The 26,114-nt window shown below is 53.9% G+C and carries 36 protein-coding genes and 2 pseudogenes; 4 read left to right on the forward strand and 34 right to left on the reverse strand.

Annotation, left to right across the window (positions count from 1 at the left end; all coding sequences use genetic code 11):
- Positions 1-8: 8 nt before the first annotated feature.
- The 20 genes from ACA108_18735 to ACA108_18830 form a co-directional block, all read right to left on the reverse strand.
- Positions 9-317 carry a phage tail assembly protein gene (locus ACA108_18735; GenBank protein XEX95350.1) on the reverse strand — a complete coding sequence of 103 codons (309 nt, stop codon included), beginning with the start codon at positions 315-317 and terminating at the stop codon, positions 9-11.
- A 61-nt stretch (positions 318-378) separates the two neighbouring features.
- Positions 379-900, reverse strand: a complete 522-nt coding sequence (locus ACA108_18740) for a phage major tail tube protein (GenBank protein XEX95351.1) — start codon at positions 898-900, stop codon at positions 379-381.
- A 13-nt stretch (positions 901-913) separates the two neighbouring features.
- The gene (locus ACA108_18745) at positions 914-2,101 is read right to left on the reverse strand and encodes a phage tail sheath protein (protein ID XEX95352.1); all 1,188 of its coding nucleotides are present in this window, start codon (positions 2,099-2,101) and stop codon (positions 914-916) included.
- Positions 2,102-2,565: 464 nt separating this feature from the next.
- Positions 2,566-3,090, reverse strand: a complete 525-nt coding sequence (locus tag ACA108_18750) for a tail fiber assembly protein (protein XEX95353.1) — start codon at positions 3,088-3,090, stop codon at positions 2,566-2,568.
- 12 nt (positions 3,091-3,102) lie between these two features.
- Entirely contained in the window at positions 3,103-4,998 is a 1,896-nt protein-coding gene (locus ACA108_18755) for a tail fiber protein (GenBank protein XEX95354.1), read from the reverse strand.
- A 9-nt stretch (positions 4,999-5,007) separates the two neighbouring features.
- Positions 5,008-5,538, reverse strand: a complete 531-nt coding sequence (locus ACA108_18760; GenBank protein ID XEX95355.1) for a phage tail protein I — start codon at positions 5,536-5,538, stop codon at positions 5,008-5,010.
- Positions 5,531-6,439 (reverse strand): baseplate assembly protein, encoded by a 909-nt coding sequence (locus tag ACA108_18765; GenBank protein ID XEX95356.1) that lies wholly within the window; start codon positions 6,437-6,439, stop codon positions 5,531-5,533. Before ACA108_18765 ends, ACA108_18760 begins: the two co-directional genes overlap by 8 nt.
- A 4-nt stretch (positions 6,440-6,443) precedes the next feature.
- Entirely contained in the window at positions 6,444-6,794 is a 351-nt protein-coding gene (locus tag ACA108_18770; GenBank protein XEX95357.1) for a GPW/gp25 family protein, read from the reverse strand.
- Positions 6,791-7,432, reverse strand: a complete 642-nt coding sequence (locus tag ACA108_18775) for a phage baseplate assembly protein V (protein XEX95358.1) — start codon at positions 7,430-7,432, stop codon at positions 6,791-6,793. Before ACA108_18775 ends, ACA108_18770 begins: the two co-directional genes overlap by 4 nt.
- 72 nt (positions 7,433-7,504) lie before the next feature.
- Positions 7,505-7,951 (reverse strand): phage virion morphogenesis protein, encoded by a 447-nt coding sequence (locus tag ACA108_18780; protein XEX95359.1) that lies wholly within the window; start codon positions 7,949-7,951, stop codon positions 7,505-7,507.
- Positions 7,944-8,411 (reverse strand): phage tail protein, encoded by a 468-nt coding sequence (locus ACA108_18785; protein ID XEX95360.1) that lies wholly within the window; start codon positions 8,409-8,411, stop codon positions 7,944-7,946. Before ACA108_18785 ends, ACA108_18780 begins: the two co-directional genes overlap by 8 nt.
- Positions 8,374-8,619: an Rz1-like lysis system protein LysC gene (gene lysC, locus ACA108_18790; GenBank protein ID XEX95361.1), complete on the reverse strand. Its 246-nt coding sequence runs from the start codon at positions 8,617-8,619 to the stop codon at positions 8,374-8,376. Before lysC ends, ACA108_18785 begins: the two co-directional genes overlap by 38 nt.
- Complete coding sequence (gene lysB / locus ACA108_18795; GenBank protein XEX95362.1) at positions 8,507-8,932, reverse strand: Rz-like lysis system protein LysB; 426 nt, start codon at positions 8,930-8,932, stop codon at positions 8,507-8,509. The genes lysC and lysB overlap by 113 nt, the downstream gene beginning before the upstream one ends.
- Positions 8,929-9,438 carry a lysozyme gene (locus tag ACA108_18800; GenBank protein XEX95363.1) on the reverse strand — a complete coding sequence of 170 codons (510 nt, stop codon included), beginning with the start codon at positions 9,436-9,438 and terminating at the stop codon, positions 8,929-8,931. The genes lysB and ACA108_18800 overlap by 4 nt, the downstream gene beginning before the upstream one ends.
- A complete protein-coding gene (locus tag ACA108_18805) occupies positions 9,422-9,643 on the reverse strand; it encodes a primosomal protein (GenBank protein XEX95364.1) in 222 nt (73 codons plus the stop codon). Before ACA108_18805 ends, ACA108_18800 begins: the two co-directional genes overlap by 17 nt.
- Complete coding sequence (locus ACA108_18810; protein ID XEX95365.1) at positions 9,634-9,837, reverse strand: tail protein X; 204 nt, start codon at positions 9,835-9,837, stop codon at positions 9,634-9,636. The genes ACA108_18805 and ACA108_18810 overlap by 10 nt, the downstream gene beginning before the upstream one ends.
- Complete coding sequence (locus ACA108_18815; protein ID XEX98161.1) at positions 9,837-10,334, reverse strand: head completion/stabilization protein; 498 nt, start codon at positions 10,332-10,334, stop codon at positions 9,837-9,839. The genes ACA108_18810 and ACA108_18815 overlap by 1 nt, the downstream gene beginning before the upstream one ends.
- Positions 10,335-10,426: 92 nt before the next feature.
- Entirely contained in the window at positions 10,427-11,179 is a 753-nt protein-coding gene (locus tag ACA108_18820) for a terminase endonuclease subunit (GenBank protein XEX95366.1), read from the reverse strand.
- Positions 11,180-11,182: 3 nt separating this feature from the next.
- Positions 11,183-12,256, reverse strand: a complete 1,074-nt coding sequence (locus ACA108_18825) for a phage major capsid protein, P2 family (protein ID XEX95367.1) — start codon at positions 12,254-12,256, stop codon at positions 11,183-11,185.
- Between the two features lie 47 nt (positions 12,257-12,303).
- The gene (locus ACA108_18830) at positions 12,304-13,158 is read right to left on the reverse strand and encodes a GPO family capsid scaffolding protein (protein XEX95368.1); all 855 of its coding nucleotides are present in this window, start codon (positions 13,156-13,158) and stop codon (positions 12,304-12,306) included.
- Between the two features lie 164 nt (positions 13,159-13,322).
- Here ACA108_18830 and ACA108_18835 point away from each other — a divergent pair, with 164 nt between their 5' ends.
- Together ACA108_18835 and ACA108_18840 are read left to right on the forward strand one after the other, a co-directional pair.
- The gene (locus ACA108_18835; GenBank protein ID XEX95369.1) at positions 13,323-15,095 is read left to right on the forward strand and encodes a terminase ATPase subunit family protein; all 1,773 of its coding nucleotides are present in this window, start codon (positions 13,323-13,325) and stop codon (positions 15,093-15,095) included.
- Positions 15,095-16,126: a phage portal protein gene (locus tag ACA108_18840; GenBank protein XEX95370.1), complete on the forward strand. Its 1,032-nt coding sequence runs from the start codon at positions 15,095-15,097 to the stop codon at positions 16,124-16,126. The genes ACA108_18835 and ACA108_18840 overlap by 1 nt, the downstream gene beginning before the upstream one ends.
- A gap of 414 nt (positions 16,127-16,540) precedes the next feature.
- On the opposite strand, the gene ptuB is transcribed toward ACA108_18840, so the two are convergent.
- The 14 genes and pseudogenes from ptuB to ACA108_18910 form a co-directional block, all read right to left on the reverse strand.
- Positions 16,541-17,161: a retron Ec78 anti-phage system effector HNH endonuclease PtuB gene (gene ptuB / locus ACA108_18845; GenBank protein XEX95371.1), complete on the reverse strand. Its 621-nt coding sequence runs from the start codon at positions 17,159-17,161 to the stop codon at positions 16,541-16,543.
- A gap of 20 nt (positions 17,162-17,181) precedes the next feature.
- Positions 17,182-17,457, reverse strand: coding sequence for a hypothetical protein (locus ACA108_18850; GenBank protein XEX95372.1), 276 nt, complete (start codon positions 17,455-17,457; stop codon positions 17,182-17,184).
- Positions 17,454-18,902 (reverse strand): AAA family ATPase, encoded by a 1,449-nt coding sequence (locus tag ACA108_18855; GenBank protein ID XEX95373.1) that lies wholly within the window; start codon positions 18,900-18,902, stop codon positions 17,454-17,456. The genes ACA108_18850 and ACA108_18855 overlap by 4 nt, the downstream gene beginning before the upstream one ends.
- Positions 18,903-19,463, reverse strand: coding sequence for a reverse transcriptase domain-containing protein (locus ACA108_18860; GenBank protein ID XEX98162.1), 561 nt, complete (start codon positions 19,461-19,463; stop codon positions 18,903-18,905).
- On the reverse strand, positions 19,408-19,938 hold the full coding sequence (locus tag ACA108_18865; protein XEX95374.1) for a reverse transcriptase domain-containing protein: 531 nt from the start codon (positions 19,936-19,938) through the stop codon (positions 19,408-19,410). Before ACA108_18865 ends, ACA108_18860 begins: the two co-directional genes overlap by 56 nt.
- Positions 19,939-20,121: 183 nt before the next feature.
- Positions 20,122-20,304, reverse strand: a pseudogene (locus ACA108_18870) (DinI family protein).
- Between the two features lie 109 nt (positions 20,305-20,413).
- Positions 20,414-22,249, reverse strand: a pseudogene (locus tag ACA108_18875) (replication endonuclease).
- A 415-nt stretch (positions 22,250-22,664) separates the two neighbouring features.
- Entirely contained in the window at positions 22,665-22,961 is a 297-nt protein-coding gene (locus tag ACA108_18880; protein ID XEX95375.1) for a DUF3850 domain-containing protein, read from the reverse strand.
- Positions 22,961-23,185, reverse strand: a complete 225-nt coding sequence (locus tag ACA108_18885; GenBank protein XEX95376.1) for a TraR/DksA family transcriptional regulator — start codon at positions 23,183-23,185, stop codon at positions 22,961-22,963. Before ACA108_18885 ends, ACA108_18880 begins: the two co-directional genes overlap by 1 nt.
- Positions 23,185-23,412 carry a DUF2732 family protein gene (locus ACA108_18890; protein ID XEX95377.1) on the reverse strand — a complete coding sequence of 76 codons (228 nt, stop codon included), beginning with the start codon at positions 23,410-23,412 and terminating at the stop codon, positions 23,185-23,187. The genes ACA108_18885 and ACA108_18890 overlap by 1 nt, the downstream gene beginning before the upstream one ends.
- A 68-nt stretch (positions 23,413-23,480) precedes the next feature.
- Positions 23,481-23,864, reverse strand: a complete 384-nt coding sequence (locus tag ACA108_18895) for a hypothetical protein (protein ID XEX95378.1) — start codon at positions 23,862-23,864, stop codon at positions 23,481-23,483.
- Positions 23,861-24,049 carry a phage filamentation protein Fil family protein gene (locus ACA108_18900; GenBank protein ID XEX95379.1) on the reverse strand — a complete coding sequence of 63 codons (189 nt, stop codon included), beginning with the start codon at positions 24,047-24,049 and terminating at the stop codon, positions 23,861-23,863. The genes ACA108_18895 and ACA108_18900 overlap by 4 nt, the downstream gene beginning before the upstream one ends.
- A 10-nt stretch (positions 24,050-24,059) precedes the next feature.
- Entirely contained in the window at positions 24,060-24,569 is a 510-nt protein-coding gene (locus ACA108_18905; protein XEX95380.1) for a phage regulatory CII family protein, read from the reverse strand.
- Positions 24,570-24,599: 30 nt separating this feature from the next.
- Positions 24,600-24,821, reverse strand: a complete 222-nt coding sequence (locus ACA108_18910) for a regulator (protein ID XEX95381.1) — start codon at positions 24,819-24,821, stop codon at positions 24,600-24,602.
- Positions 24,822-24,958: 137 nt separating this feature from the next.
- Between ACA108_18910 and ACA108_18915 the strand changes: the two genes are divergently transcribed.
- Complete coding sequence (locus ACA108_18915; GenBank protein XEX95382.1) at positions 24,959-25,540, forward strand: phage repressor protein CI; 582 nt, start codon at positions 24,959-24,961, stop codon at positions 25,538-25,540.
- 77 nt (positions 25,541-25,617) lie between these two features.
- A complete protein-coding gene (locus ACA108_18920) occupies positions 25,618-26,112 on the forward strand; it encodes a PH domain-containing protein (protein XEX95383.1) in 495 nt (164 codons plus the stop codon).
- Positions 26,113-26,114: the final 2 nt, after the last annotated feature.

Raw genomic sequence — 26,114 nt, forward strand, 5'->3', positions numbered from 1 at the left:
CGGAAAGGTTACGCCGCCGAAGCCGGAGCCAAAAAACCGATCACCTTAGCGGCAAGCGTCATCATGTCCGGCAGCTCCATGCTGTTAAGCTCCGACTCAATCAGCGCCGGATAGGTCATGCGTGGGAGAACTTTAATCAGCGCGTTGACGTCCGAGCTGGCAACGTCGGCCAGGCTGACGCCGCGCAGGGTGCCTGCGGTTGGCTTAATCAGGGTAATGCTTTTAATCACCTCGTCACCGCGTTTAATCGGGTTGACCAGGGTGACGACATTCGGGTTTTCTGCGGTTTTGGTGGTTTTGCTTTTAACGCTGCTCATGGTGTTAACTCCGTGGGTTTATTCAGGGGAAAACCGGCCAGCGGCCTGACCGATCAGAAAGTTAAGCGAGGCCGAGATTGCGGCGGCGCTGCTCCAGCCGGTCAACGCCGTTCACCTTCTCAATCATGTTGATGGTGTCGATTTCGATCAGCTCTTTGCCGTTCATCGTCAGCTTGTAGTAGGTACAGACGGTGGTGATTTTGGTCTCGGTGTCCTCTCCCTGCTTGCTGTCGCCGCCGTCAAACTCTTTATGGCGACCGCGCACCACCACCTCGACGGCGGTTTCCTCCGCCGAGTCGTCGCGTTGGTACGAGCCTGCAAAGCGCAGCGGCACACTGGAGGCACCCGGCAGCGCGTACTGCGCCCACAGCGCCTCGTCCGGGAAGCCGCCGAGCGTCCATTCCAGGGTAAGCGCTTCATCGTCGAGGCCGAAATCCACCGGCGCTGCGCCGTTCATGCCGCCGCCGCGATAGTTTTCCAGCTTGCGGGTGAGCTTCGGCAGCGTGACGGAAGATACGACGCCCATATAATCAAGACCGTCATTAAAGAGGTTTAAGCCTTTCAGCTTGCGGGGCATTGCCATTTTTCAGTGCTCCTTATCCGTTGACCGAGGCGGCCAGATTTGCCAGATATTTATCGGTGATACGCTGGCGCAGGGTGAGATTTTCCAGCGGCGGCACCGGCGTGTAGTCGTAATCGATAATCAGCTTTCCGGCCTTCAGGGATTCGGCGTCGTTGGCTTCCTCATCAAACCAGCAGTCGGCGTCGACGATGTAGCCGCCGGTTTTCAGCTCGCGGAACTTCGCCTTAATACCGTCGATAATGTCCCGGATGAGCACCGGGGTAACCGGCTTATCCACCGCCCACATATGCCCCTCGGCCATCGTGTCGGCGATAACCTGCGCGGTGCGGGTGTAGTTCTCAAACAGGAAAAGCGGATCGTCTGAGCAGGTGCGGTTGCCCCAGAAGCGAAAACCGTCCTTGCGGATAAGCGTGGTGACGCCCGCCTCGTTGAGCAGGTCGGCATCGGTGCCGGGTGTCTGTAAATCCCAGAATACCGACGCGCTGATGCCGGTCACGCCCTGCACGCCGACGTTAGACAGGGTTTTGTGCCAGCCGACGGTCTGGTCGATGTACGCGCGCAGGCCGAGCGCGCGGGCGGTGGCGTAAGCCGTGGCGCTGGCGTTGCTCACGGTGTTCCAGGCGATAAAGTCCGGCCAGATGACCATCAGCTCGCGCTGGCTGAAATTGTCGCGGTATTTGATGGCATCGGACAGGGTTTTGCAGCCCCAGGCGCTGACGTAGCCGAACGCGCGCAGGCTGACGCAGACAGACGCCAGCGCGACCGCCACCGCCTGCGTATCCAGACCCGGCACGCCGAGGATGCGTGGCTTAACGCCGGTCACCGCTTCGGCGGTCAGCAGCGCCTTAATGCCGGTGTATTTGCCGTTCTCATCCGTGCCGCCGATGATGTTGGAAATCGTCTGCGCCTGCGCGGCTTCGTCGTCCTCGTCGTCGCCTTCCTCCACGCGCACGACAATGGTGACCGGTTTGCACTGGTCGGCAATCGCCTGCAGGGAGGCGGCAAGGGTGCCTTTTTTACCGGCCTTACCGATGGCGCTCTGCACGTTGGTAATTAATACCGGCTCGTTAAGCGGAAAGGTCGCGGCGTCGGCATCGCTGGCGGTACACACCATGCCGATGACCGCCGTCGAGACCGTGGAAATAACGCGCGTGCCGTCGTTGACTTCAACAACCTGCACGCCGTGATGATAGTCACTCATCCGGGGTACTCCATAGATTTTCAGGAGTGTCTATTTTCGTGTGTTGTGTAATCGACGGGCGAGCAGTCCGGGAAGTCTGACGGGCAGCACAACAACACGAGGAAATGAGGGTAATCAGCAGGTTCGGGCAAACGTTGATTGATCGGCGCGAGCGATCAATCAGGCGTAATTGATCGTTTATATCCATTATCTATAGAGGGTTATTGCCGCTATCGTTTTCCACATTGTAAATAAGGGAGTATGTGCGGTGCTGACGATCGCTGGCGTGTTGATTGTGTTTCTGCCTGTCCTGGCGTTGCTGCCGGTGGGTTTTGCGTGCGTGTATTGCGGGAAGCGCCGGAGCCTGATTTCCAGACTGATGTCCCCGGAGGGCGATATCTGTGAAGAATGCGTGGATGTGACGAACAGAGAAATAAGAGAGAAAATGTCTGACTAGCCCGCTGATGCGGGCCTTTTTTTGCCTGCTATTTTTCCGTCGGGGCTGGCGGCCAGTAAACGGGGGATTCTGTCAGGTCGAGCGCTTCCAGCGCATCGATATAATCAAGCCAGGCATGCAGTTTACGGGTCTGCTCGTCAGTTAAAGCGCGGCCCAGCGTCAGCCGGGTCTGGCCGACAATAATATTTTCTTTTGCCTCACTGATTAGTGCGGCCCGCTGTTCTCCCGCCTGCTGCAGTAACTCTTCCTGCGAATAGCTGAATGGAATGATTTTTTTACCATCAAAGACCCAGCGCGTACCGCTATCAAAGAAGGTCTTCGGTACGCTGGACTTGCTGACTTCACTGACGGATAAACCTTCCGGAGCCAGCATCGAGGCATCAAAGGACGCGGCAACAATATTTCCCCGGTCATCAAACATGAATTTCAGGCTGGTTTTTGAAAAGTCCTTTTGTGCCTCGTACCAGTCGCTGCCGTTTTCATCGGTAAACAACATGATTGAAATGCCGTCCAGCTCTTCAACTGCGGCGGTGAAGTTCTTCATCAGCATCATAGTTTTTATTCCTTACGCGTACGCCGCGGTCACCCAGGCACCATTGAGCAAATATTGCAGGGGACGCAGGCGGATCCAGTAGTTTGAGCTGCCCCGGTCAGCAAAAGCCGTCATTACGCCGCCAGCCATGCGTTCCTTGTTGCCGCGCTCGTTGTATTCAGCCGACGCGCCAAAACGCACGCCGGTTACAAATCTGGCATTACTTTCAGACTGGCTGTAGGCATATGTTTTTGTGGCAAGACTCACAACCGTATTAGAGGCTTTATGGCGCATATAAGGGGCTGCGGCATTATTCGAGACGAATCCGGCGTAGCTCACGGCATCTGCAATTATGAAACGCCCGTCGGACTCCGTTTTGGTATACGCCTGACCTGCTGGCGTATAGTTCCCTTTGGCCTGATATCGCGCATCAAAGTTAGTCCAGTCACCCACCCCGACGCTGGATGCAGAAATCCCGTGGCTAAAATTAACCTTACCCGTATCTAACGAAATGGATAACGGGCGCAGCGGGCCGATATCGCCGTTAGCGCCTGCGCCTTTCGCGGTAGGTATGATGTGAAGATTATTTTCCGAACGACGAAAAATAATGCCGTAATCATCGTTGTAAATTCTCAGGCCGTTTGTTGCCTTAATTTTTACTTCACCGTTAACGGTTCCGCCATTCACGGATAATGCCCCCACGTCAGCCGCAGTGGGTCTGTTGGACGTGTCGTAGACTTTTGCCCAGGCTGACCACACCTCAGCATAAAATGTGCGGATGTAGCATCGTGCATTGCTGTAAATACGATAAACCTGAGTGAAGCCCGCATGCTTATAGACTTCCAGCGAACCCGCCACCGCCTCGGGATAGTTTTTACCGGTAATAGCCTGCGCATTCGCGGGCTGATAATAAAGCCCCGGCGTGGTGAAGGTATTCAAATCAGCACCGCTACCGATACCTGTCGCCTGAGTCCCGAAAATATCCTGCGACGTAATATTCACATCAACACTGAGCGCCTTACCGTTAATCTTGCGCCCCGACGGAACGCGCCCGTTGGCATTATCATTCGCCGCCTTGACGGCTTTCGGCGTGGCCGCCAGTGCCTCGCTGGTGCTGTCCGTGGCGCTGCTGAGCTGGACGATACCTTTGCGCGCGGTCGTCGCATCCTGAGCAGAATATTTTCCGTTCGCCAGATCGTAAGCCGCCTTCACCGCTTTTGGCGTGGCGGCCAGCGCCTCACTGGTGCTGTTCGTGGCGCTGCTGAGCTGGACAATACCCTTGCGCGCGGTCGTCGCATCCTGAGCAGAATATTTCCCGTTCGCCAGATCGTAAGCCGCTTTAACCGCTTTTGGCGTGGCGGCCAGCGTCTCGCTGTCGCTGTTGGTCGCGCTGCTGAGCTGCGTAAAGCCCTTTTCCTTAAGCGTGGCGTCCGGGTGCCTGCGGGATTTTTCATGCTCCGCGAGCCTGTCGTCGACGTAATCCTGCGTGGCCATCACGGTGGTGGTGTCGATGGTCAGCCCGACCGACTCAATTTCACTGATGATAATAACCATGCGCAGCGTCTGCGCGCGGCCTGACCCCTCCGCAAGCTCCGGCTTGTAGCTCTCGGCCATGTTGGCAACGGCAACCAGCGTGCCGTCGGCATCGTACAGTCCCATTTCACGCATCCAGAAGCCGCCCACCTCCGGGGGGATCAGCAGCTCGGCCACCACGTAATTTTTATGCTTTGCGTCCACGCTGATTTTGTTGAGCGGGGCGCGCCATTGCTCGCTGATGAGCTTTGTCTGCCCGACGTCCGGCACCGGCAGCGAGCCGCCACCGTCGCCGACGGCCATCTGCGTGAGGGTGATTTTTGTCCCGCCTGCGGTGGCGGCTGCAAATTTTGCCGCCCCGGCGGTGGTGATGAGTGTTTTATATTTAACTGCCATTTTTGCCTCTTATCCGGGGTAAACGGTGATGATGTCGCCGTCATAGCTGACGCCGCCGGTGTACAGGTGGCCGGGAATGTCCTGAATGATGTTCAGGCCGGTCAGGTGACGACTGGCGGCTTTGGCATCCGCGATTAGCCGCTCCATTTCGAAGTACATCTCTTCGGTTATGCCGCTTTCCAGCACGCCAATATCGAGCCGAAATGTTCCCGGCTCGTCGTTCGTCTGCCACCACTCGGTCACGTTAATCAGATAACCCAGCGGCTCGACCACGCGACGGATCGCCCCGATGGTGCCCTTGTGCTTGTGCAGATATTTTGCGGCCCGTATGACCTCGCGCTTTGTTTCCTCCGGCCAGTTCTCATCCCAGCGGTCGACCGAAAAGGCCCACGCCAGATAGGGCAGCAGGTTTAATGGGCATTCCTGCGGGTTCCACAGCTGACGCAGCGGCACCGGAACGCGGTTCAGCTCGGCGCAGGCGGTGGCGGCGGCAAGCTCCAGCGGCGAGGAGCCGACCGGCAGCAGCCGGACGTTATTCATCGGCACCCCCGACCACGATGCTGTAAGCGGTGCAGAAAGAAGCCTGGGTGTCATCGAGCACGATATCGGCCAGCGGCTTCGCCAGCTCGACGCGCTGCACGCCTTCAACGTGCAGGGCGGCATAAATAGCCGATTTGCGGATATCCCGTCCGAGACGGTGCTGGGCGCTGATGTAGGCCTTAAGCTTTGCCTCAGCGGCCTGCTTCACCGGCTCAAGCTCCGGGCCGGGGTAGAGATAAAGCGTGGCGTCGATTTCATAGTCCACGATGGCCGCCGACCGCACCGTCACCCGGTCGGCCACCGGGCGCACGTTCTCGTCATTCAGGGCAAGACTCACGATGCTGACCAGTTCGTCGCTGGCGGTGCCGTTCCCCTCCCGCGACAGCACGGAAACGGTGACGCAGGCGGGCGACGGGCTGATAACCGAGACGTCAGCGACCCGTCCGTCGGCGCTGCGCCCGTGAAACTGATACGCCCCGACCGGCCCGGCCACGCTCAGCCCTTCAAAGGACTGCTGAATGCGCAGGCGGAAATCGCTGTCGGATTCCATCACGGCGGCCACCGGCGGAATGGCGGTATCGTCGGCAGGCGAAATCACCAGGCGCCCGACGTTGTTATTCGCGCCCAGCACGTCGAGGTCATTCCCCCTGGCATGGGCAAGCATCACGGCCAGCGCCGACTCGTTAACGCGCTGGCGCAGCATCAGCTCACGGTAGGCGTTTTCCTCCAGCAGCTTCACGATGGGTTCGGACTCCAGCGCAAGGGTGCGCGCGGCGGCCTCCTGCTCGTCCTCCGGATAAAGGGAAATCAGCGTCGCCTTGCGCTCCGCCAGCAGGGTTTCATAGTCCAGCACCTCGACCACGTCCGGGGCGGGTAGCTGGCTCAGGTCAATGGTTGCCATAGTCTCAGCTCAGGGGAATAGTCAGGGATAATGGCGCGCCGCCGGGAACGGTGCGCACGCCGATGATGTCGACGAACAGCTCGCCCGCCGTGGTGCTTTCAAAGGTGATGGCCGTCAGCCGGATACGCGGCTCCCACTTGAGGATCGCCATGTAGCACGCTGACATAATTTGCAGACGCAGCGCCGCGTTGTCGGGCTGGTCAATCAGCGCCGACAGCAGCGAGCCGTATTCACGGCGCATGAGGCGCGAGCCGACGGGGGTAATGAGGATATCGCGCACGCTCTGGCTGATGTGCTCCGCGTCAGACAGGCTCAGGCCGGTGGCGCGGTTCATGCCGAGATAACGGGCCGTCATTTTGTCCCCTCCGTGCGGCTTCCGCCGCGCTCGACGCCGCCGTGGTCATGGTCATCCACCTGCACGCCGTTGGATTTCAACGTGCCGCCGCCGTGCTCGATGTTGCCGCTCATCTTCCCGCCTTTCTGCACCTCCAGCGTGCCGGTGGTCAGCTTGTTCGTGCAGACAACTTCCGGCGTATCGAGGATGATTTTCTGGCTGGCCTTAACGGTCACAACCGGCACCGTCACGACAACGGATTCGGCGGCTGTCACCGAGGCGGTTTTAATACCCGACACGGTGAGCGCGCCGGTCTGCGGCTCGTATTCGATAACGGCACCATCAGGAAAGGAAACGTGCAGCGCATCGGCAGACGCTGACGGCGCGGGGTTGTCGTCGGAATAGATGCCGGACAGCACAAAGGCGGTGTCCAGCTCGCCGCCTACGGCCAGCAATAAAACCTGCTCACCGGCGGACGGTGCCCACCACGTACGGGCGCGACCGGCGCGGGGCGTCAGCCAGTTGAGCCAGTCGGTCGTTATCCCGCCGGTTTCAACACGACATAACGCCCGCGCGGTGTCGACGTCGGTCACGATGCCGGTGCGGATGAGATTGCGCAGCTGGCGCGCAAGTTCACTGAGAGAGGAAATATTGTTCATGGGGAAAGGATGCCGCCCCACGATCCGGGCGGCAACGCATGCGCGTTTTATAGCGGGTAGCACAACAGCAGATTAAGACAGGTGAGAAAGAATAACCGCCTTAACGATACTTGCATCGGCCTGGCTGAATCCAAGCAGCGGGCGCGATTCATATTCTACGGGGGCGGCGTAGCGGTTCGGCCTGTCCCTTAATCCCTCCTGATGCACACGCGCCATGCGGTGCACCCGTCCGGTAAACTCCACGACGGCGGCGTCGTTTGTACCTTTCGCCTTCATGTACCGGTTGGTGCGCAGCTTCGTGAACATCGCCCGTTTCACCCGGCCTTTTTTGGCCTTGATCGGCTGGCGCTTTCGCGCGGCATACGGCGCGCCGTCCGGTGCCTGCTGGCGTTTGATGCGCTGCTGCTGGGAAGTTCTCAGGCGCTTTGCAATATCCGCGGCCATTCTGCGCCGTGCCGCCGGTGACAGGCTGGCGATAAGCCCGGCGAGCCTGTCCTCAAAGGGTTTAAATTCATTCATCCCATTTACTCACCAGCTCGCCGTTGACGTACAGCTCCATCGGACGGGTTACCGGCGCGGGCAGCGGCGGCTCGCCGACGTGCTGCACGTGCAGGGCTTCCCCCTCCTGCCTGACCAGCGTGCGCTCGGTCAGCAGCAGGCTGATGCTGACGTCGACGCTTTCGTCGTCGTTGATGTCCGCAACGTAGGTGAATCCGCGTTTTTTCCCCTCGTCGGTGGTCATGATGTCGGGCTGGTTCTCCCGCAGCCAGGCATTCACCGGCACGATGAGATAATCCAGATCGCCATGATAATCCGTGACCACGACGTTGAGCGTGTACTGGTTTTCAAACGACAGCGAGGTCGCCAGCGTGGAGGCGATTTTCCCGCCGTCGATAAAGATGCGCATCATGTCCGGGTTATTACGCAGGGCCGGGACGGCATCACAGAGCGCGTTGCGCAGGCTTACTGGCTTCAGCATCAAGTTTATCCTGACAGTGTTTAATGGTTTCCACCTGGAGCGCACAGCGCGCCCAGGCCCCTTCCAGCTGGCGAATATCTTCGCTCAAATCACCGTTAGTGCGTGGACTGCTGGCCGGGAGCTGGCACAGCGCCACTTTCGGACAGCCACTGTAAATAACCGGCGGTGGTGGTGAAGGCGGGGCGGGCGTGCAGCCCGATAATGTCATCAGGCAAATCAGACTCATACCAGTCGCGCAGCGCTTTATTTTCATTGAGTAGCCTCGTTACGGTTTTGCCACGGTTCGCCGCAAGGGTGCTGGCGGCGGTAAGTTTGTTGATGAGCTGCACCTGCGCCATCTCGTTACGCAGCCGGACACCGGCAGCAACGTCGAGCTGGTTACGCAGCATGGTGATCTGGGTTTTCTGCTCACCGGCGACGCGGTTGGCCTTTTCAAACGAGCGGGTGAGCGTGGCGTTCTCGCGCTTCATCCACACCAGAGCGGCAGCGGCGAGCAGCAGTAAGATAATCAGCGTTTTCATTTGGCCCCCTTAAGGCAGTAAGCACGCTCCCGCGCGCGGCGGTTTTCCAGCCCGGTATTTCTGGCCCCGCTGACGTATACCCAGCGCGTGAGCTGGTCGCAGGCCTGCGCCCACTGCTGGCGCCTGATGTAGCTGACCAGCGTCGAGCGGCAGGCGGCACCGGTGCCGACGTTAAACGCAAAGCTCACCACGGCGTCATAGACCGGCTGCGGCATGGCGACCGGGGCGCAGACCGCAAGACGGCGCTCCATGTTCAGCACGTCGCTGACCAGGTTGACCGCCGCCTGCCGCTCGGTGATATCCCCCTTCGGCGTGACGCCTGCCGTGTGACCGATGCCCGACGTCCACACGCCCGCGCTGCACTGGTACGGTTTCAGGCGGCAACCCTCAAGGTCGGCAATCAGCGCCAGCCCGTCGGGGGAGGTTTTAAGGAGCCTTAAATCAGGCACAAGCACGGCCAGCGCCAGCACCACGGCCACGCTGCAACGTTTAACGATTGAGGCCACGGGCCACCTCCTTATTCAGCCCCGCAGCTTTCAGCCACAGGAAGGTTTTGCGGCGATACCACCAGTTCACCAGCGCGGTAAAAATGGCGGCACCGCTGCCGATATACAGCGCCGCCTGCTGGGGCGTCATCGCCCCGAAATAGGCCAGCCCGACCGCGAGCCAGTAGGCCAGAAAGGTGAGTACTTTCTCCATCGTCAGTCCCATAAGTTCAGCGTCTCCGCAACAGGTGAGGAATCAATATCCGGCAGCTCAACGGCGGTGCCGTGCGGGAGGATTTCGCCCAGCTCCGCCAGCCCCGGATTTGCCAGCAGCACCGCCTCGACCACGCACTCGGTGCGCCCGTAAACGCGCGCGCACAGCGCGTCCAGCGTGTCGCCCTGCAGGGCGATAACCTTCATCAGATTTGCCCGATGATGCAGCGGGATTTTCCCTGCAGGCGGGAGACCGCCCAGCGCATATCCCGCCACAGCTCATCGATGGTGCTTTCGATGTCCTGGGCTTTCTTGTCGCCCTTGCTGCTTGCATCCACGCCGCGATAACGCTCGTACAGCGTGGCGGTGGTCATCGCGACGACGGCGCGCAGGTAGTAAAAACAGCGCACGCTTTCGCCATCGAGCACCTCGGCAGGCACGTCCGCCAGGCGGACAAAACCGGCGCCCATCTGCTCCTTTCGCCAGGCGTAAAGCTCCGCATTGGTCTCGGCGATACCGTCCTTAATCGCCACGCGCAGCCGCTCCGGCGTGACGGTATGCTCCAGGCGCATCAGCTCCCGGACGCGCACCGGATCCACGTCGGGGAAAAAGAAGGTGTTGCCGATAAGCGGCTCGCGCACCGGCTGCGGGGGAATAACCACGCCCGGCGAAATATCGGGCTTACTGATAATCACTGTCGTCATGACAACCTCAAAATAGGTGGACGGTGGACGCCGGTTTTGATGAGGAATAAATCCAGTCTCAACCGGCGTGCCGTCCGGCGCGGGGCGCATTCTTAACCGGTGGTTTTATCCACTTTGCGGGGGCGACCGCGTTTGCCTGGCGTCGTCGCAGGTTTACGCGCTCTGGGTTTTGTCTTTGGTTTTTTAACCGGTGCGGGCTTCGGCTTTAGGGCGCTTTCGAGGCGCTCAATGTCCTTTTTGACGCCCGCCTGCGCGTCGAGCTGCATAGCCCTGCGGAGCTGGGTGATCGCTTCGACCAGTTGACCGAGGTCTCGCTGTACCAGCCCGGTTACTTTGTGCAGTCTGGCGCGCACCTTGTCCGGCATATCCGCCCCGGCGGTGAGCGACTGCGTGGTCAGCAGCAGGCCGATGTCGACAGGCTCACCGGCATCGCGGGCGCGCATGGCGGCCAGGGCAACATCTTCGGCCAGCGTATAGGGCGTGGTGCGGCGAAACGCGGCAGGCATGGTGAGGCCGTAGCGCAACGCGTAGCGGGCAATCTCCAGCGCCCCGGCAATGTCACCGGCATCGAGCTTCCACAGCATGACGGTCATCACGATGTCATCCTGCGCGCCTTTGCCCTCGGCCAGTACACCGGCCACCCACGGAGCGTACGACGGCAGCAGATCGCGCTTTTTGTCGGCCTTGCGCTCAATGGAATGAATGGTTTTTAACGTGCGTTGGTCTGCGGCCAGCTTGACCAGCATCTGCTCATAGGCAGAGGCGTGACGCAGCGGGTTATCTTCCCGCCGCGCGGTCACAATGGCCGAGACCCGCATCATGTGACGCGCTGCGGGACTCGTCATGGCTTACGCCTCCTGCGCCGGTTCATCTTTCGGTGGCGCCGGGAACTCACCGAGTTTGATGTTCTCAATCAGGCAGCCGGCGGCGTAGTCCTCGATAACGTAATCGATGTTCATCGACTCATAGTTTTCGATACGGTCGAGCTTGCCGTTCTCATCGATGATGCGGCGGTGGCTGTCGTCCATGTAGTAAATCGACAGGTTCTCTAGGGTGGTGACCATCAGGCCGTTAGCCGGGAAGTACGGCACGCGCACGGCGGGCAGGTTGCCGATACGCTTCTGGCTGACAATGACGTCGGCGGCCATCGCCTCGGTGTTCGCCTGCTCTTGGTTCACAATCGGGAAATACTTGTCGGCCAGCAGCTGGCGGCCACAGATGACGACTAAATCCGGGTCTTCCTGATACCAGGGCGCAATCAGGTTATTGGTGGCGTCCATCACCAGGGCGTCGAGGTTCGCGAAATCACCGTTTTTACCGATGCGGATCACCTCCGAAATCACGCTGCCATCTTCGGCGGTGATTTTGTCCATCACGCGCGCGGGCGCTTCGGTGCGGTACTTCTGCAGCCAGCCGACGGCCACGTCCTGCAACAGCGGATTCTTGCTGCGGTCAGACGTTGGCGCGCGTTTGATGCCGTTGAAACCGGCCATCATTAAATCGAGCGACTGGCGCTTGATGATGGCGTTGCGGATACGCAGCTGGAAGTCCTGGAAACGCGCCCATAAATCCAGGGTGCGGAAGCGGATATGGAAATCAAAGTTAATCTGATCGCACTCGTACCTGTTGGACTCCAGCGCGGTGAAATCTTCGGTCTGACGCTCTTTACCGGCGGCGGTGTCGGCGGTGCTGGCAATCGAGCCGGACACGCCGACGCCGATTTTCTCGCCCTTCATTTCGGCGACCGGCACCATGTTGATACGGGTCAGAAAGTCGGACGACTCCTGCATGGTGTTCATCAGCGTCTGGGTGACAGACGGGTCGACGCTGAATTTTTTGGTCATATCACCGGCGTCAACGTTGTTGAGCTTCGCCACCTGGGTGAGGTAGGCGTTAAATTTAAATCGGGTCTGCGGCTTCATAGTGATTCCTGATTGGGTTTTAGTTTTGTTTCCGGGCGTTTCCGGGCTCAGCAGTTGGTGAGCATCGAGTCGCCGTTGCCGCCGCTCGACGGCTCCCGGCGGCGCTGGCTAAAGCTCTCGGTTTTATCCAGCGAGGCTTCAAGCTCGGTAAGCTTCTGCTGGCTTTGCGCCAGCTCGCCGGTGAGGTCGTCTTTCAGGGTTTTGATGGACAGCTCCATGGCGGCCAGGCGCTGCTCCGCGCTTTCGTGGTTGGCCTGCACCTGCTCGGTGACGACGGTCACCGCCTCATGCACGTCGTTAAAGCGCGCGTCATCGTCGGCCTGTTTGCGGCTGAAAATGCCTTTCACCTTGTCGGCAAGCGCCGTGAGCATGGTGTCGGGCTGCTCTTCGAATTCCAGCTCGGCGAGTGTGGCGGCGGAAATCAGATTGTCCGGGCTGGTTTTAAAGCGGTTAAGCGGGTTGGATTTTGCGGTGCGGCAGAATTCCAGATATTCGGTGCCGAGGCTTGCCGGGTCGTCGGTAACCGCAAGGCCAACCAGATAGCATTTGCCGGTGTTGGCAAAGTTCGGCTGAATTTCCATTGAGGTGTAAACCTTCTGGCCCTTGCCGACCATGTCGACCAGGTTCTCCAGCGGGGCAATTTTCGCGAACAGCGCCCACTTGCCGTTAAGCACGGAATCGTCTTCAATCTGCGCCGCCTTCAGCTCCACCACGTCGCCGTAGCGCTGGAAAATGCTGTCGGGAACAATGCCGCGCAGGTGCTCAAGGTTGATGCGGCAGCCGTAAACGCGCGGGTCAAATGAGGCGGCCATTTCCTGAATATCCGTGCCGCTGATAAGTCGCCCGTCACAGGTGTCGCCCTCGACGCCGATGCGAAATAACTTCGATACTTTTTTTGCCATGGTCAGCAGTCCTGAGTGTGGGTGGTTAGGTCAGGGCTAGTTTCCCGACTCGCTCCGCATCCTGCCATCTGTCCCGGGTGGCTTATCCCTGACACAACAGCACCTTAGCGCGCATCCCACGCCGCTTAAGTAGCCTTGCCCGTATCGATTAACGCGAGGCAACCATGACCATCACCACAGACACCTCACTGCTGCACGATCCGCGCCGGAAGGCCGCACTGCTTTACTGGCAGGGCTTTTCCGTGCCGCAGATTGCCGACATGCTCGGCCACAAACGCCCCACCGTGCAGAGCTGGAAGCAGCGCGACGGATGGGACGCTGTAGCCCCCATCACCCGCGTTGAGAACAGCCTGGAAGCGCGGTTAATCCAGCTCATTACCAAAACCAAAAAGGACGGGGGAGACTTCAAGGAGATTGACCTGTTAGGCCGACAGATTGAGCGGCTGGCGCGGGTGAACCGCTACGGCCAGACCGGCAACGAGGCGGACTTAAATCCGAACGTTGCCAACCGCAATAAGGGGGAGCGTAAGAAGCCGAAAAAGAACACTTTCAGCGAGGAGGCTATCGAAAAACTGGAGGAGATTTTCTTTGCGGAGTCGTTCGAATACCAGCTCGGCTGGCATAAGGCAGGCCTTGAGCACCGCATCCGCAACATCCTTAAATCCCGCCAGATTGGCGCGACGTTTTATTTCTCCCGCGAGTCGCTGCTGCGTGCCCTGAAAACCGGCCACAACCAGATATTTCTCTCGGCCAGTAAGACGCAGGCGTACGTCTTCCGCGAGTACATCATCCAGTTCGCCCGCCTGGTGGATGTTGACCTGACCGGCGACCCGATTGTCATCGGCAACAACGGCGCAAAGCTGATTTTCCTCGGCACCAACTCCAACACCGCGCAGAGCCATAACGGCGACCTGCTGGTCGATGAGATTTTCTGGATCCCCAACTTCCAGAAGCTGCGCAAGGTGGCATCGGGCATGGCCTCGCAGCAGCACCTGCGCTCGACGTATTTCTCCACCCCGTCGACGCTGGCGCACGGCGCTTACCCGTTCTGGTCCGGCGAGCTGTTTAACAAGGGGCGCGCGGACAAAAGCGAGTGTGTCGACCTGGATATCAGCCACGCGGCGTTAAAAAACGGCATGGCCTGCGGGGACGGCCAGTGGCGGCAGATTGTCACCATTGAGGACGCGCTCGCCGGGGGCTGCGACCTGTTCGACCTGGACACCCTTAAGCGGGAAAACAGCGCGGACGATTTCCGCAATTTATTCATGTGCGAGTTCGTCGACGACAAGGCATCCGTTTTCCCGTTCGAGGAGCTGCAGCGCTGCATGGTCGACAGTATGGAGGCCTGGGCGGACGACTGGCAGCCGTTTGCGACGCGCCCGTTTGGCTATCGCCCGGTATGGATTGGCTACGACCCGTCACACACCGGCGACAGCGCCGGGTGCGTGGTGCTGGCCCCGCCGGTGGTGGCCGGAGGCAAGTTCAGGATTCTGGAGCGCCACCAGTGGAAAGGCATGGACTTTGCCACCCAGGCGGAGTCCATCAAAACGCTGACCGAAAAATACCACGTCGAATACATCGGCATCGATGCGACCGGCATCGGCCAGGGCGTTTATCAGCTTGTCCGCGCGTTCTACCCGGCAGCGCGGGAAATCCGCTACAGCCCGGAGGTGAAAACCGCCATGGTGCTGAAGGCGAAAGACACCATCGCCCGTGGCTGTCTGGAGTACGACGTCAGCTACACCGATATCACCGCCTCGTTCATGGCTATCCGCAAGACCATGACCGGCAGCGGACGCAGCAGCACCTATGAGGCCAGCCGCAGCGACGAGGCCAGCCACGCGGACGTCGCCTGGGCCACCATGCACGCCCTGTTAAACGAGCCACTCACCGCCGGCAGCGGCAACGCATCCACCTCAATTCTGGAGTTCAACTGATGGGTAAGAAATCGAAAAACCACGCGGCTAAAAAAGCCGTTGCCACCGCAGCTGCGCCGCAAAAAATGGAAGCTTTTACCTTTGGTGAGCCTTCGCCGGTGCTCGACCGCCGCGACATCCTGGACTACACCGAGTGCGTCGGTAACGGCAGATGGTACGAGCCGCCGGTGAGCTTTACGGGGCTGGCGAAAACGCTGCGCGCCGCCGTGCACCACAGCTCGCCGATTTACGTGAAGCGCAATATCCTCGCCTCCACGTTTATCCCGCACCCGCTGCTTTCACAGCAGGATTTCAGCCGCTTCGCGCTGGATTTTCTGGTGTTCGGCAACGCGTTTTTAGAGAAGCGTATGAGCGTTACCGGCAAGCTGCTCAGGCTTGAAACCTCACCGGCCAAATACACCCGCAGGGGGACGGATGAGGACGCCTACTGGTTCGTACAGTCGTTTGTCACCCCGCATGCGTTCGCGCCGGGCTCGGTGTTTCACCTGCTGGAGCCGGATATTAATCAGGAGCTGTACGGCCTGCCGGAATACCTCAGCGCGCTTAACTCTGCATGGCTGAATGAGTCGGCCACGCTGTTCCGCCGTAAGTATTACCAGAACGGTGCGCACGCCGGTTACATCATGTATGTGACTGATGCCGCCCAGAGCAGCACTGACGTGGAAGCACTGCGTGAAGCGATGCGCAGCTCAAAGGGGCTGGGGAATTTTAAGAACCTGTTTTTCTACGCCCCGAACGGCAAACCGGACGGCATTAAAATCGTGCCGCTCAGCGAGGTGGCGACCAAAGATGATTTCTTTAACATTAAAAAAGCGAGCGCCGAGGACTTAATGAGCGCGCACCGCGTGCCGCCGCAGATGATGGGGGTTATCCCCAACAATACCGGCGGTTTCGGTGACGTTGTAAAGGCGGCGCAGGTGTTTGTACGTAACGAGCTGACGCCATTGCAGGAACGCATCAAAGAGGTTAACGACTGGATAGGCGAGGAGGTGATCCGCTTTAAGCCATACGAGCTTACCCCGACAGAATAAGCCCCAACATTAGCCGCACACGTTGCGGCTTTTTTACGCCCTCGCCTCACGCCCTCAGACACACCATACGACGAGCCCCCCGACAACCTCACCCGAGCGCAACGGCGCACCCGATAGCGCCATCACGACGCGCTCAGACGGTAATTAAATTAAATAAATACCACGCCAGCGCGCAATGCTATCCCCGCCACGCCTGCCCGCTTTAGGGGTCGGTTTTGATGCAACTGCATCCAATCACTTTGTACAGGCCTGATATGGCTAACGCCATACAAATATCTTTTAAAGATGCATGCAAATTCACGCAGCTAACAATGCACCTTTGCGTTTCCTTTGTTAACCTTAAAAAACCATAAAGGAAAAAGGTTTGATGTTAAAACAAAATACAAAAAAGGCCTTGTGTAGGCCTAATTAAAGTCAATAAAAACCATGCCGAATAGCAGTTTGAAATGGAACTCCTTCGATTGCAGCTAAATTCTCATCAAGCAGCTCTTCAAAATTCTCATCAGCACCATATTCCTCATAGTACTCGTTAAGCTCATCAATAAGGTTACAATAGAGCTTTCTTGCTGTGGCTCTCTGCTGCCTCAGCGCCCCATGCTCAGCATCAAGATTAAAAACCCGCAAAGTTTCACGCGCTCTATGCTCACATTGGGGTGTTAAGTTTGGTTTGATGACAATACTGCCATCATCAAGAAAGTCGAAAAAATCATCTGGATCATCTTCATCAACCTTCAAAATATCACCTTGCTTATAAGGTTGATTGTCCTTATAAAAGCCGCAACCATCACTTCTACGGCATGAGCCAAAGAGGTTTCCCCACTCAAATGTGAGCTGAGGAAATCTACCTTTTTGAACAAAATGCTCAACATGTCCTTTATAATATGTCAAAAGCTCGCATTCGCAATAAGCACACCTATACCCCTGCATCAAAAATAGCCCATCCCACACATCGCTTTTATTATTCACATCGAGAATATACTCATCCCATTTATGAACTTTGTAATCATAATTTGACAAAGTGACTGGGGAGCACACCTTGAAAGTTTATGCATGTGTCACTCCTTTTCCTTTTGAATATTTTCTTTTTTATTTTTTTTCATCTCCCTGATCTTACCTCTCATACCTTTTAATCTAATAGCATTTTTGCAGGCTATTACTACTGGGTGATTCTCACCAAAGTGCTCGACAATATCCGCCCACAAGCTAATGGAGTCCCCTTCAGTATGTTTATCATGTTCAATTGCTGCATGATATTCCTGAACCCATTTTGCTTCCTTAACTAGAGGAACCGGATCAATACCCATAATTTCAGATAAAATATCAGTACTCATAACCCCTCTAGTTTGAAATCCAGGGTTTCAGACGCCATTATTTTATTATTAACATCAAGATTTGGTATTGTATTTAGAACGTCATTCACTTCATGAAGTGATCGAATAGATCTAGAGTAGACAGTACTCAGCACTTGTGGACTATGTGTTGTTACGATTAATTGCAGGTTAGGGAATGTATTTTGAAGGTTAATGATAACCGTTTGCTGCCAAGAAGGGTGTAAGTGCAAGTCTATCTCATCGATAAGAACTATTCCTTCGCCATCAAGAGGATTTTCCAGACTTGGATTTAGAAGCACTAACCTACGAGTCAAATCACCAATTAAAGACAAAAGTGACTTTTCCCCCTGAGAGAGTTGCTGGGCACTAATTTCTTTATTGTTTTTATATAAAACTAACTTAACACCTTCTTGTTCATAAACCAACCTGACATCATTAATATCAGGTATAAAAATTGTTATTGCTTGCTTAATATGCTTAAAAACTTTAGAAGCCAGCACCTCATCCCGGTTAAAATTTTCATTGTATATTTCGGATATTTCTTGATTCTTTTTTCTTATTATCTCTTCCAGTGGTAGAATAAAGGAAAGGTCATTACCCTTATCCTTAAACATTTTTAGCAAATTATTCGTACTTTCTATTTCAGACTGTAACTTACTAATCTCTTCATTTATTCCACCACCTTGCCGAGCTATGCTGTCTATTCTCCCTAACCAAACAATAAACTCATTAAAATCATGTCGGTCTTTAAGCACGTCTTCGTAGGCATCAAATTTACTCCACTTGTCCTTGATACCAATCTGAGACGCCACCTTAGCAAAATCATCTTTTGTACCTTCATTTGATCTCGCTACAGAATAATGGGCAACCAAGGGAAGGTTGGAATCAGAAAATTTAGAGTTAACATATCGATAGAGCCCACCTAAAGCTTTGATCTCTTGCAAAGAACTGCGTCTACTCAAAGCCTTACCAGGTTTTGATTTAGTTGAAAGAAAATTAAAATCCTCCCCCTCTAGAGAAAGCCGACACGCGACACTTCCATAAGAGACTTCCTTAGAGTTATTTATATCTAAATCTCTTAAATAAGTTCCCACGCCCTCTTCTTTGATAAAATTTGCTTTAAGCCATGATAATGTCAAACTTAAGCTATCAAGTATAGTTGACTTTCCCGACCCGTTAATACCGATTATAACCGTAATGTCATCTTCAATTTTCAGCGTAATGTCTTCAATTCCACGAACGCCGTAGACACCAATTTGATTTACCCTTAGCCTTTTACTAGAAATCTTTTCTTTAACCAAAGTGACAATCTCATCAGCAACGCCATCACCTTTAGTCTCGACCTTACCTTCAGTGATATCCTTGACAAGTTGAAAATTTGATTTTAAACTATTTTTCCTTGCCGACTCAATTATTTTTGAATCGAGAACGTGCCGAATAATCATTTAATCACCCTTTAACAAAGATAAAATTAACTCTTCTGTGTACTTATCTGATAAGCGCTTAATAATTCCCGGTTGAATATGCTCATAAAAAATGATCTTGCCTCGAAGTTTAGATAATAAATCCGGGTCAAGTTCTCCAAGAGAGAATGCATGTACAAAATGAAAAATACGCCTCTTCTCATCTCTACCCAGTGAAATCCTACCATCATCTGTTAGTGTTATTCCTGTAACATGACGATTATGCTTCTTCGAAGAAAATTTCGTTTTTGCTTCATTAACAGTAATTCCATCAAAATATTTATTCAAAAATGCTTTAACTACTCTGGGCACTGAAAATAAAATACCAACCTTGAATGTTGAAAATGTCAAATCATCAGCGTAGCGGCTATAAATAATCCCTTGAGAAAGACACCATTCAGAAAGAAAAAAATCAAATTCGTACGCCACAAAATTACTTATTAGTGGCGAAGTAGGCGCGCCTATGCTTAATTTTAGTTTATCAGAATCATGCCTGTTCGGTTGCCAAAAAAGTACCTTTGTTAACCTCCCCTTTCTTTTTATTTATATCGATCCCTAACTCATCCACTTTAGACCAAAACATATCTGGTGTAATTGAGTTGAAGAAATTACTAAAATCCATTTTTAGCAAATACGACTGGGAAACATGAAGCATTGCATTTTTTTTAATGCTACTGCCTTTCTTATAAGCATAAGCGCAATTATGAACTGGCAACATATCTTGCAAAAGAGCATCACAGATACGCTGAATTTCCTTCAGCTTTTTAGAAGGATGGGCGATTGTTCGATAGCCGACTGTGCGCTTTGGAATAGAGTAGACCCGATACTTCCTAGGTGCATTTTTGAGGAAAGAATTGAGTTGCCGCTTTGAATATCCTAACTCATCGCAAATTCTATCTGAAAAAAGCATCGTTGCCTCTAATTGAAGCGCCCAAGGCAAGCCTTGGGCGTGTGACTCTTTACTAAAGGAAGCGAAAGGTGCAGCTCCCGGACAAGGTACGAAGGCCGGGCTCTGCACCTTTCGCAACCTTATGTCGTTCAATAAATTAGAGCCTGGCTAAACACCCGGCTAGACCGTTGATTTGGTCCTAAGCTAAAGAGCTTGATTATTCTAGCTAAACATCGCTCACTGAGCAAACCCTCTATCGATAAAGCTACGAACAATTAGAGGCTGCATTGTCTTCGCTCAACGCTCCACCTGCATAGGGTCTAGCGAAAGGATTACTGAATATGAATGACCTTCTGACAGATTTCTGCCAGTGATATCTGCAATTAAATTCAAAGCAATTTCACGGTCTCTTTCCTGACAAGCGCCCTCAGCCGTTAGACGCGCAATCATTTCGACCCGCTCAATCATAACGTGCTCATTCAACTCTCTATCCACACATCCTCCATTGCGAGATACTGTATATAAACACAGTAACATAAATTAACTGAATTTGCGAAATGAAATCATCTAGAAACACAATGTATGTGCATGATAAGGATAAACATTAATGGAATTTTCTCATTACTGATTCTGCTAAATCCGCTACACGGCTTACGATTTCCTGAGCTTTAGCATGATATTTCCTGGCTTTAGCATGCTGTGATGGGGCAGCGGAAAAGATCTCTCCAGTGGCCGTCCCTTTAAGCCATTTGCCGTCCAAACAACTTTTACCACCTGCTATCAGGTGCAGTGCTTCACCCCGGCTGATAGTGATGCCGGTGGTCAGATGTATCTCGTCGATAGTTTTAGCAATAGCTGCGTTTTGCTCATCCGTTCCGTGGATAAATCTCGGCCTTTTAGGTGGCTTCGGTTTCCTGAGTCGCTTTGTCAGCTCTCGCCTTTCACGCCGACTCAGAGGTTTGGTTAAATCCAGCATCGGTGGGTCGCTTTCGCTTCCCGTACAGTTATTGACAGAACTCCGAGAGGGCGAAGGATCGCCCTTAAGGTCAACTTCCAAATCAAGGGCGAGTTTGGGGACAATCTTCCACTGGATGAGACGGGTAATAATCGGCGTGTCTTTGCCAACGGTGGTATCGAACACACCTTTGATACGCACACATTCCTCTCCGTATTCGTTGCACGTATCGGTCGGCTCATACCATGTGCGCACCTGGAGATCGTCACGTCGCACAAAGGGGCCGCCCTGGGCATTCACATAATCAGCCCATCGACCGCCGTCGGCCGCATCATGCACGGCGGCAAATTCCACGCTCAGACCATGGGCCGTTTCCGAGTCAGCCATTTTTCGCAGTTCGCGGTAGACAGTCACCGGCGCACCGCCGATAAACTGAAACTGACGGATACGCCAGCGCGCCGCCCAGGCAGCGACCGCAGGCGCAGTTTCTTTCAGCAGCTCACCGCTTTCGTCATCGCGCTCGTCATCAAGCGCAAACCCATCGATATTTTTACTGATGTATTTAGCCACGTAGCCGGTGGCGCTGCCTTTTTCCGGGTCGATGGCTTCGGCATGAAAACGCGCCTTGCGAGCTTTGGCACTCAGCAGCTCTGCGTCATCTTCTTTGTGCGCATGCTCCTGCATGACGGCGCGAACACGATCAACATCCTGCGGCAGCATGAAAATCAGCATATGCCAGTGGGGAGTTCCATCGTGATGAGGTTCAGCTACGCGGATCCCGAAAATACGCACATCCTGACGGTGAAGTTTGGCCCGAATACGCGACCAGACGCCGCTCAGGTAAGACTGAGTATCGGCTGGGCTTGCACCATTCCATTTGTTGTTGCGGTAGCCTGCTTTCGTTGTGGCGTGGTATTTCGAAGGTGCAGTGATGGTGTAGAACTCGCCCATATAGCCCAGCTCGTTTGAGATTTTTCAAAGCCGCTAATGCGAGTCATCAATTCCCCACGACGGATAGGCGGGTTCGCGACGCTGCCGTCGTATTTATCGATGAGGCTGATACGGTTCCCTTCGTCGTCTATCAGATCCATCCCTTTGAGAAACTCACGTGTGCGACGCTTTTGCTCGCGCCAGTCCGCTATGCAGGCCTTACTGGCGTAAGGTGCATTTTTTACTGACATTGCCTAAAGCGATTTGCAGATGTTCACGCCATTCGGCGGCAACGCGGCGCAGGCGACCACGCCACCATTTTTCATTGGTCATCCTCAGCACTGCAGGGGCAATGTCATCCAGCGATACCAGTCTGGCTGTCACGCGTTCCCACAGCGGCGGCATGCATCTGAAATGCTGCGCGATAATCGCTGCGCGCATGTAGATCTGATGCAGTACTTTTAGACTTCCAACATCGCCTTCAATTACCCCAATTTCGCCTGTAATGTAATTAGCAATGTCACCGGCCAGCAGCTCGATATCGGATTTGGACATATCCTGCAGGCGGTTATAACGGGCGGTCATGTTTATCAGGCGGGAAGCAAGAAAGCTGATTTCGGGTGAGTCAAAACGCCCACCAAAAAGAAGCCGGGATAAATCTGGAGCGATACCGCTAAGGGAATATTTACCGGCAACCAGCTCAAGACGTGGCAATGCTCGCCTTACAAATGTGACGAGGTGAGCATTGGCTCGTTGAGCACCATAGGTACGCTCTAAATAATCGACGCGGCGATTGATCTCATAACTTACGCAATCAGGCTGCTTTGCCAGCTCGGTACGCGCCCGCAGCAACGCCGCAATCTCTCGATCGCGGCGGTGCTTTTCTTTATGGGTAAGATATGGACTGGCAATTGCCTGCCGTGGCGCATTCCACGGCCAGGCAAACTGAATAATAGCTTTTGTCACTTCCTCAACCCCGGAAGCCGTTCATAAGGCAGTCAGGAATTTCATAAAAGCTGCGATTTGGCATTCGAATGGATAAAACAACCCATTGGTCAGCACCTTCAATAACGCAGGAGCAATCCAGAACATGAGTTACACGAACTACCAGTTCGCGCCCTGTATATTTCCCGCGAGCCCACTCACGAAAATGAAGGCGATCCCCCTCGTTGTAATCCCTGTCGTTTTTTCGTAATTCGGCCTTTTTTCGTCCGCTGATGACTGCCATGTAATGATTAGGGAGTATTTTTAGAACATGGGTTCCCATCAGACACCTCCCCTGTAATGCTGATTTTTCAGCTCTGCGATTTCCTGACAGGTCACGCAATATCCGACACCTGGCACAGCTGCACGGCGAGCTTCCGGGATTGGTGCGTCGCATTCTTCACAGAGAAAACGGGAAGGTGCAGCGATACGGCTACGCGCATTATTAATATGACGCTCACGCTCTTCGTGCTCGCGCTGCTGCGCTAAATCCATTGCATCGGCCATTAGTGCAGCTCCTGCGATTCATTTTCATAACGGAGTGCTTCGCGGCGCAGCAGCTCCGCGGCCTCAGTGCCGTTCATACCCTCGCGGGTGATATGAATCGCCAGAGCCTCAAGACGCAATGAAACGGCCAGCGCGCGGTCTTTGCGCTCTTCGTTTTTTGCTTTATTCAGCAAAGAAACCAAGGCGGTATTTTCAGCTTCAATTTTGTGGTTTTCGGTGTTTCGCATAAAGCTTCTCCTGAATTTGGGCAAAGGAATGCCCGGCGGGTTTACGCCATTGCTTTTGGATGGATTAATTACTCAGTTAAATAACAGTCGTACTTTGAAAAGCGTGAAGGGAGCAAACTTCCCCAGCGGGTGATCTCATTCATCGACCGGATAATCAGTGCGCGGCGTGCCTGTTCGAAAAACTCGAACGGCTTACCGATTTCATCTGGTTTAAATGATGACGGCTCCAGGCGGTTAGCCAGCGTCAGGACAACGAATTTAAAGTTATTGTCGAGCTTATTAAAATTGCGCTGCGCTGCATTATTGGTGGCTTTCAGCTGCTGACGGAAACGAGCGAGACATTCGTCACCGGTCATCTTTAACGGGCCATCAATTCGCGCATGCATGAAGTACACATTGTTAAACGTTGTCTGCGTTGTTTTAACGGACTTAACCAGAGCAACATTATTCATTGAGCCCTCCAGCGCTTTATGAGTCTGGTGAAGAGTGTCGGCTTTTGGGTACGCAGGCCATTTAGCAATGCAGACTGGTCGCGGCATGGATGCCAGCGAGTATTATCATCACCCATAATCCATCCGTGACCGTAGCTCATCGAAGGGCTTTGGCGCTTTAGCAGTGACGCGAATGACGGTTCCATTTTCATCCTCTTAAATCAGGCCGAACGATGCGCCAATACCGCTCATGGTATCGACCACGCTCGACATTGCTGGGTTGGCCTGGAGTCGTGCCTGTATTGCCAGCGCAGAAAGTGACAACATGCGAATGCCAGCGTTAACGCTTTCAATCATGTTGTGCTTACGGGCAGAGGTCAGACGCTCATCAGATACCGCACCGCTCGCTAGTTCTCCTAATTCGCTCATGGCTCGCATGACGTAGAACTGCAATTTATCTTTCGCTAACTCGTTAATTGGTACACATGGCAAGCATTGAATTTGAGCCAAGAACCCATCAACAAGAATTGAGTCTTCTGTCAGGTCGGTAAGCAGCCATAATTCAGGCGGGGTGAATTGGTGGGGTTGATCCGGATTGAGCTTGTTACGTAACGTCTGCACATTCATGCCCGCTCGCTCTGCCAGCTTTGCCATGTTGTGACGCAAAGCAAAAGTCCGGCACGCTTCGTCATAATGTGGATGTTTGGAAACCTGAAAATCAAACATGATTCGCCTCTAGCTAATCGATAGGATGATTTACGCGTTAAGCGAAATGTCACATTCGCTTAGTGCCTGAATGGTAAGCGCGGCCATGTTGATTTCAACTAACCCTTTCTTCTGCTTTCCTTTCGGCTTAATTGGTAATTTCCCGTATTCAATCAGGTTCCTAGCGGTTTCTTTGTTGGTGCCAGTGCGGCGGCAATACTCATCTAGCGGCAAGTACGGCTCTGGGATGATGATTGTAATGTTGGGGCGCATAGTGCAAACTCCGTCAGTTAACCTGTACGGCAATACAGGGTTATATAAGGCTACATTCAAACTACGGAGCAAGGTTAGTTAGATAATATCTAAGCGTCAATCTGATTTAGATAAAATCTAAGAAGCTTGAGTATAAAATGGCACGATTCCGAATTGACCCTGATACAGACAGCGCACCAGTGCTGGATAGAGTTATAGAGGCATATGGCTTCACACAGAAAATGCAACTGGCTGAAATTCTTGATATTGCAGCCAGTTCATTGTCTTCGCGCTACAAACGTGGGGGGCTTCCTGCCGACATCATGATCAAGTGCATGGCCGAAACAGGTGTAAGTCTTGAATGGTTGGCAACTGGTCGGGGACCGAAGTTTGAGAATGAAGAATTAGATATTATCAAAGCACCACGTCATAAGATCGTCGATGGTCACCTTTATGACTCTGGAGTTTTAAGGCTAGATAAAGTCACTTTCCTACCTGGTAAGCCACTACCACAGCAACCAATGTGCATTATTGATGGGCTAACCCAGTACATCGTTGACGAGTCATTTACTGAGGTATATGACGATAACTGGTTGGTTGAAGTTGAGGGCAAGACGAGTATCCGAACGCTTACACGTATCCCGGTTGGTAAAGTGCGCGTTAGCGGCGTAGGCATGGCATTTGATTGTGCTATTGATGACATAAAAATTATAGGCAGGGTTGTATTAACTTTAAAATAAGATAAGGATTTCATAATGATTGACTACAAAACAGCTTCCAAAGATCAGCTAAAAAAGAATTTTCTCGTCTGGCAAAAGTGGTTTCTGACTCCTCGTTTGGCACGAAGAAAGAGTTTTTCCATTTACCAAGCATTCTCAACTCTGGTGAGCAACCGCTGGCAGTGGCAAGCGGAGCGATGGGTGGTAATACCTGGCTAATTACTCTTACAAACCAACGAGTCATTTTCCTGGATAAGGGCATGGTTTTTGGCGTTAAGCAGGTAGATGTAAATCTCAAAAACATTGTAAGTGTTGGTGGAAAAACAGGTTTGCTTCTGGGTGAGATTATGATTTCGACCAGCGGCCAAACATATACCATCAAAAATGTCATGAAGGCATCGGTTATTCCTTTCACAAACCTGATCAACTCTACCCGCAACGCTCAGAATGAAACCTCGCAACTGGTTGAACAACCTAATCCACAGGCCGACGATTTAATCTCTCAAATGGAACGCTTAGCTGCTCTCAAAGAAAAAGGTATTCTCAGTGACGAAGAATTCCAACAGCAAAAACAACGCATTCTAAACGGTTAAGT

It is taken from the genome of Dryocola sp. LX212 (genome assembly GCA_041504365.1).
GTDB lineage: Bacteria > Pseudomonadota > Gammaproteobacteria > Enterobacterales > Enterobacteriaceae > Dryocola.